The organism is Albimonas sp. (assembly GCF_055129145.1).
The window spans coordinates 1-5,732 of the sequence record NZ_JBSRTQ010000208.1 but is presented as its reverse complement, the minus strand read 5'-3'; the positions used below and the strand labels follow the sequence as shown (position 1 = coordinate 5,732).

The 5,732-nt window shown below is 70.5% G+C and carries 5 protein-coding genes; 3 read left to right on the top strand and 2 right to left on the bottom strand.

Translation table 11 applies throughout. From position 1 onward, the window contains the following. Positions 1 to 123: 123 nt before the first annotated feature. Entirely contained in the window at positions 124 to 903 is a 780-nt protein-coding gene (locus tag ACTB72_RS20135; RefSeq protein WP_463038809.1) for a response regulator transcription factor, read from the bottom strand. A gap of 569 nt (positions 904 to 1,472) precedes the next feature. Between ACTB72_RS20135 and ACTB72_RS20130 the strand changes: the two genes are divergently transcribed. Genes ACTB72_RS20130 through ACTB72_RS20120 form a run of 3 tightly spaced genes read left to right on the top strand, consistent with a single transcriptional unit; the run spans position 1,473 to position 5,214 of the window. Then, a complete protein-coding gene (locus ACTB72_RS20130) occupies positions 1,473 to 1,964 on the top strand; it encodes a (2Fe-2S)-binding protein (RefSeq protein WP_463038808.1) in 492 nt (163 codons plus the stop codon). A gap of 13 nt (positions 1,965 to 1,977) precedes the next feature. Next, on the top strand, positions 1,978 to 4,356 hold the full coding sequence (locus tag ACTB72_RS20125; RefSeq protein WP_463038807.1) for a xanthine dehydrogenase family protein molybdopterin-binding subunit: 2,379 nt from the start codon (positions 1,978 to 1,980) through the stop codon (positions 4,354 to 4,356). Between the two features lie 57 nt (positions 4,357 to 4,413). Then, positions 4,414 to 5,214 carry an FAD binding domain-containing protein gene (locus ACTB72_RS20120; RefSeq protein ID WP_463038806.1) on the top strand — a complete coding sequence of 267 codons (801 nt, stop codon included), beginning with the start codon at positions 4,414 to 4,416 and terminating at the stop codon, positions 5,212 to 5,214. Positions 5,215 to 5,291: 77 nt separating this feature from the next. Here ACTB72_RS20120 and ACTB72_RS20115 read toward each other — a convergent pair. Continuing rightward, the coding region (locus ACTB72_RS20115) for a CAP domain-containing protein (RefSeq protein WP_463038805.1) at positions 5,292 to 5,732 on the bottom strand (441 nt) is incomplete at its 5' end.

Sequence of the window (5,732 nt, the reverse complement as noted above, 5' to 3'; positions counted from 1 at the left end):
GCCATGAAGCCGGAAATGCGCGGATCGAGCCCGGCTGCGCGCGGCGCCCGCCCGTTCTCCTGGCCGTCCAACGGCGTTCTCCCCGGTTGGGGACTCTGGCGGCCCCTCGGCTTGGGGGAGAGGCTAGGAGACGCCGGACGCATCGCGCAAGATGTTTCGGTAGCGGGCGTTCTGCGCGATCAGCACCGCCTGGGTGCGCGAACGCACGCCGAGCTTGCGCAGGATGGCGGTGACATGCGCCTTCACCGTGGTTTCGGCGATATCGAGGTCATGGGCGATCTGCTTGTTCAGCTTGCCCACGCATACCGCCTCGAGGATCCGGGCCTGCCGGGGGGTGAGCAGCGCCAGCCGGTCGATGGCGGCTTCGGCGTCGCCGTCGGGCCCGTCGCCCTCCACCGCCACGAAGCCGTCGGGGCGGAACACGGCGCCGGCGCGGATCGCGGCGAAGGCGCGGGCGAAGGCGTCGCGGGGCGACTGCTTGGGCACGAAGCCCACGGCCCCGGCGCGCAGGACCGAGGCGACGATGCGGGGCTCCTCCATCGACGAGATCACCACGATCGGGGTTGCGCCGACCATGCGCTTCAGCCGGATCAGCCCGTCGAGTCCGTCGACGTCCGGAAGGCCGAGGTCGAGCAGCACGATATCGGGGGCGCCGCCGGCCTCCAGCACGCGCACCGCGGCGCAGAGCCGGTCGGCGGCGGCGATCTCGGCCACGCCCATCTCGCGCAGCATCAGGCTCAGCGCCTCGCAGAACAGCGGATGGTCGTCGACGACCAGCGCGCGGGCGAAGCCGGCGGCGGGATGGGTCGGCGGGGCGGCGCCCGAGCGGATGTCGTCGGAATGAAACACCTCCGCCGCGTCGTCGCGCGGCGGGCGCATCGCCCTGTCCCGGACCGTGATCATGGCCGGTTGCCTCCCCTGGATGACGGTGACCGTTCTTCTGGGTGGGACCAGAATATGCCGCGCTCGCGTCAAGCGCGAGCGCGAATGCGAGGGCCGGGCCCCGTCCGGGGGCGGGCGCACGACATCGCCCCCGCGCCCGGCAAACGCCTCGGTTGCATCGCGGACCTCGTTCACGGCGGTCGGATGCACGATCACCGTCATCTCGGGGGGTTGTCTCGCCGCCCGCACCTCCGTCCTCCCCGCCCATCTTCGACTTTGGTCGGATGGCGCGCCGAACGCGGCCCTCCCTAGTCTGGTTCACCTCTGCCGCGAGGGCGGCGCCCCTACATGCCGATGGCGCCGGGCCCGCGGCGCGGCTGCGCGCAAGAAAACCGGGGCGCGTCGTGCAAGGCTGGCCTGGCGCAGAGAGGGATCGCGCCGCGGAGGGCGCATGAGACGACGGGGGCCGGCGGAGCCTCCGCAACGACGGGCCGGATCGGGACGCGACCCCGATCCCCCGGCCGACGCCCTTTCGGGAGGGGGGCGGAGGCGTCGACCACCAAGCGAAACGCCAGGGGAGGACATTTCGGATGCCCGGCATCACACTGACCGTCAACGGAAAAACCGTGACCAAGCAGGTCGAGGGGCGCACCCTGCTCGTGCAGCTGCTGCGCGAAGACCTCGGCCTCACCGGCGCCCATGTCGGCTGCGACACCTCGCAATGCGGCGCCTGCCTGGTGCATGTGAACGGCGAAAGCGTGAAGAGCTGCACCATGCTCGCCGCCGCCGCCGACGGCGCGACCGTCACCACCATCGAGGGCGTGGCGGCGCGCGACGGGACCATGAGCGTGGTCCAGGCGGCGTTCCAGGAGCATCACGGCCTGCAATGCGGCTTCTGCACGCCGGGCATGGTGATGTCGATCACCGACCTTTTGCGGGTCAACGCCTCCCCCTCCGAACCGGAGGTGCGCGAATGGCTCAAGGGCAACATCTGCCGCTGCACCGGCTACCACAACATCGTGAAGGCGGCCCTCGCCGCAGCGGAAACGCTGCGCAGCGAGCAGCCCCTCGCCGCCGAATAAGGGAGCGCGGAACATGGCCAAGGATTTCGGCATCGGCGCCAGCTCGAAGCGGCGCGAGGACAAGCGGTTCCTGACCGGCAAGGGCCGCTATGTGGACGACATGAACAAGGCCGGGCAGGCCTATGTGCACTTCCTGCGCTCGGACGTGGCGCATGGCACGATCAACGGCATCGACACCGCGGCGGCGGAGGCCGCGCCGGGGGTGATCCGGATCTTCACCGCGAAGGATTTCGAGGCGGTCGGCGGCGTGCCCTGCGGCTGGCAGATCACCGACAGGCACGGCCAGCCGATGAAGGAGCCCAAGCACCCGATCCTCGCCGACGGCCGCGTCCGCCATGTGGGCGACCCGATCGTCGCCATCGTCGCCGAAACCCGCGCCCAGGCCCGCGACGCGGCCGAGCTGGTGACGCTCGACATCTCCGAGCTGCCGGCGGTGGTGAACCTGCGCGCCGCCGTCTCCGGCGGCCAGTCGGTGCATGACGAGGCGCCCGACAACATCTGCTACGACTGGGACTTCCCGGCCGAGAGCAAGGACGCGGTCGATCAGGCGATCCGCAACGCCCACCACGTCACGGTGCTGGAGCTCACCAACAACCGCCTGGTCGCCAACCCGATGGAGCCGCGCTGCGCCATCGGCGAATATGACGACAGCGACGACCAGCACACGCTGTGGACCACCTCGCAGAACCCCCATGTCATCCGCCTGCTGATGGGCGCCTTCGTGCTGGGCATCCCCGAGCACAAGCTGCGGGTGGTGGCCCCGGATGTGGGCGGGGGCTTCGGCTCCAAGATATTCCACTACGCCGAGGAGGCCTTCGTGACCTTCGCGGCCAAGGCGGTGGGGCGCCCGGTGAAATGGACGTCGGACCGGTCGGAGGCGTTCATGTCCGACGCCCATGGCCGCGATCACGTGACCAAAGTGGAGCTGGCGCTGGATGCGGAGGGCCATTTCCTCGCGCTGCGTTCGACCACGCTGGCCAATATGGGAGCGTATCTCTCGACCTTCGCGCCCTGCGTGCCGACCTGGCTGCATGGCACGCTGCTGGCGGGCAACTACAAGACGCCCCTGATCTTCACCAACGTGCGGGCGGTCTTCACCAACACCGTGCCGGTCGACGCCTATCGCGGCGCCGGCCGTCCCGAGGCGACCTTCCTGCTGGAGCGCACCGTCGACAAGGCGGCGCGCGAAATGGGGATCGACCCGGCGGAGCTGCGGCGGCGCAACTTCATCACCCAGTTCCCCTATCAGACGCCCGTCGCGGTCGCCTACGACTCCGGCGACTACCACGCGACCCTCGACAAGGTGCTGGCGGCCTCCGACCGCGCCGGCTTCCCCGCCCGCAAGGCCGAGAGCGCGTCGCGCGGAAAACTGCGCGGCTTCGGGCTCGCGCATTACATCGAGGCTTGCGGGATCGCGCCGTCCTCCCTGGTCGGCGCGCTCGGGGCCCGCGCGGGGCTCTATGAGGCGGCGACGGTGCGGGTGAACCCCACCGGTTCGATCTCGGTCTTCACCGGCTCGCATTCCCATGGGCAAGGGCATGAAACCACCTTCGCCCAGGTGGTCGCCGACATGATCGGCGTGCCCGAGGACAGCATCGACATCGTGCATGGCGACACCAACCGGGTGCCCTTCGGCATGGGCACCTATGGCTCGCGGTCGCTCGCCGTCGGCGGCTCGGCCATCGTGAAATCGGTCGACAAGATCATCGCCAAGGCCAAGAAGATCGCGGCCCATCTGCTCGAGGCGTCCGAGACGGATATAAAATTCGAGAACGGCCAGTTCTCGGTCCAGGGCACCGACCGCTCGGTGGCCTGGGGGGAGGTCTGCCTCGCCGCCTACGTCCCCCACAAATACCCGATCGAGACGCTGGAGCCGGGGCTGGAGGAGACGTCGTTCTACGATCCCGCCAACTTCACCTATCCCTCGGGCGCCTATGTCTGCGAGGTCGAGGTCGATCCCGACACCGGCAAGGTCGCCGTGCTGGCCTTCTTCGCCGCCGACGATTTCGGCAACGTGGTCAACCCGATGATCGTCGAGGGTCAGGTCCATGGCGGCCTCGCCCAGGGCATCGGCCAGGCGTTGATGGAGGGCTGCGTCTACGACGACCAGGGCCAGCTGATCACCGCGAGCTTCATGGACTACGCCATGCCGCTGGCGATGGATCTGCCGAGCTTCACGGTCGACAACTCCGCCTGCACGCCCTGCACCCACAACCCGCTGGGGGTGAAGGGCTGCGGGGAGGCCGGGGCCATCGGGTCGCCGCCGGCGCTGGTCAACGCGGTGCTCGACGCGCTCGCCGATCACGGGATCGCGCATATCGACATGCCGCTGACGCCGGCCCGGGTCTGGGCCGCCATCGATGCGGCCAAGCCGGCGATGGCCGCGGAATGAGGCGCGGCGGGCGCCGGGACCCGGCGCCCGCCCCTCGGCCCCACAGGGAGCAAAAAGATGTATAATTTCGAATATCTCCGCCCCAAGAGCCTCGCCGAGGCCGTCGAGGCGATGAAGGGCGCGGACGCGCAGGCCATATCCGGCGGCCAGACCCTGATCCCGACGCTGAAGGCGCGGCTGGCCTCGCCCTCGGTGCTGGTGGATCTGTCGGGGCTGGCGGAGATCACCGGGATCGAGCGGATGGGCGACGTGCTCGCCATCGGGGCTGCGACCCGTCATGCGGATGTGGCGGGCTCCGACGTGGTGCGCGGCGCGATCCCGGCGCTGGCCGATCTGGCCGGGCATATCGGCGACCCCGCCGTGCGCAACCGCGGCACCATGGGCGGCTCCATCGCCAACAACGATCCGGCGGCCTGCTATCCCTCGGCCGCGCTGGCGATGGGGGCGACGATCCACACCTCCGCCGGGCGGGCGGTGAAGGCCGACGATTTCTTCACCGGGATGTTCGAGACGGCGCTGGAGGAAGGCGAGCTGGTCACCCGCGTCGATTTTCCGATCCCAGCGGCGGCGAACTACCAGAAGTTCGAACAGCCCGCGTCGCGCTTCGCGCTGGTCGGCGTCTTCGTCGCCCGCTTCGCCGGGGGCCGGGTCGGCGTCGCGATCACCGGGGCCTGCGAAGGCGGCGTGTCGCGCTGGCCGGCGGCGGAGACGGCGCTCGCCTCCGGCTTCTCGGCCGGGTCGCTCGACGGGCTCGCCTTCCCCGCCGAGGACCTGATCGCCGACATCCACGGAACGCCCGCCTACCGGGCGCATCTGATCGGCGTCCTGACCAAACGCGCCGTGACGGCCTGCGGCTGACCTCGGTCTCCTCCCCGCTCCGCCGCGGGCCGGGCGGTCCTCCCTTCCCGAGGGGGGGCCGCTTTTTTTATGCAATGTCAGGCGCAGCGGCGGCCGGCGACCCAGACCCAGACCGGGGCGCCCTGAAAGGCGCCCGAAACCACATAGGCGAAGCCGACGCCGTAATCCGCGGCCTGCGCGGAGACGAGATTGGCGTGGTGCCCCGGGCTGTCGCGCCAAGCGCCCAGCACCGCCGCCGCCCCGCGCCAGTTCAGCGTCAGGTTCTCGGAAACCCAGCACCACGCATAGCCCGCCCGATGCGCCCGGTCGCCGACGGTGGAGCCGTCATGGCCGACATGGTCGATCAGCCCCTGACCGGCCAGCGTCATCGCTTGGGCCTGGGCCGCCGCCTCCAGCGCCGGATCGCGCGCCACCCGCGCCAGCCCGTTCGCCGCGCGGAACTCCGCATAAAGCCCGTCGAACGCCGCGCGACCCGCCGACAGCTCCGCCGCGCCGGGCGCACGCCAGATCGGAAGAGC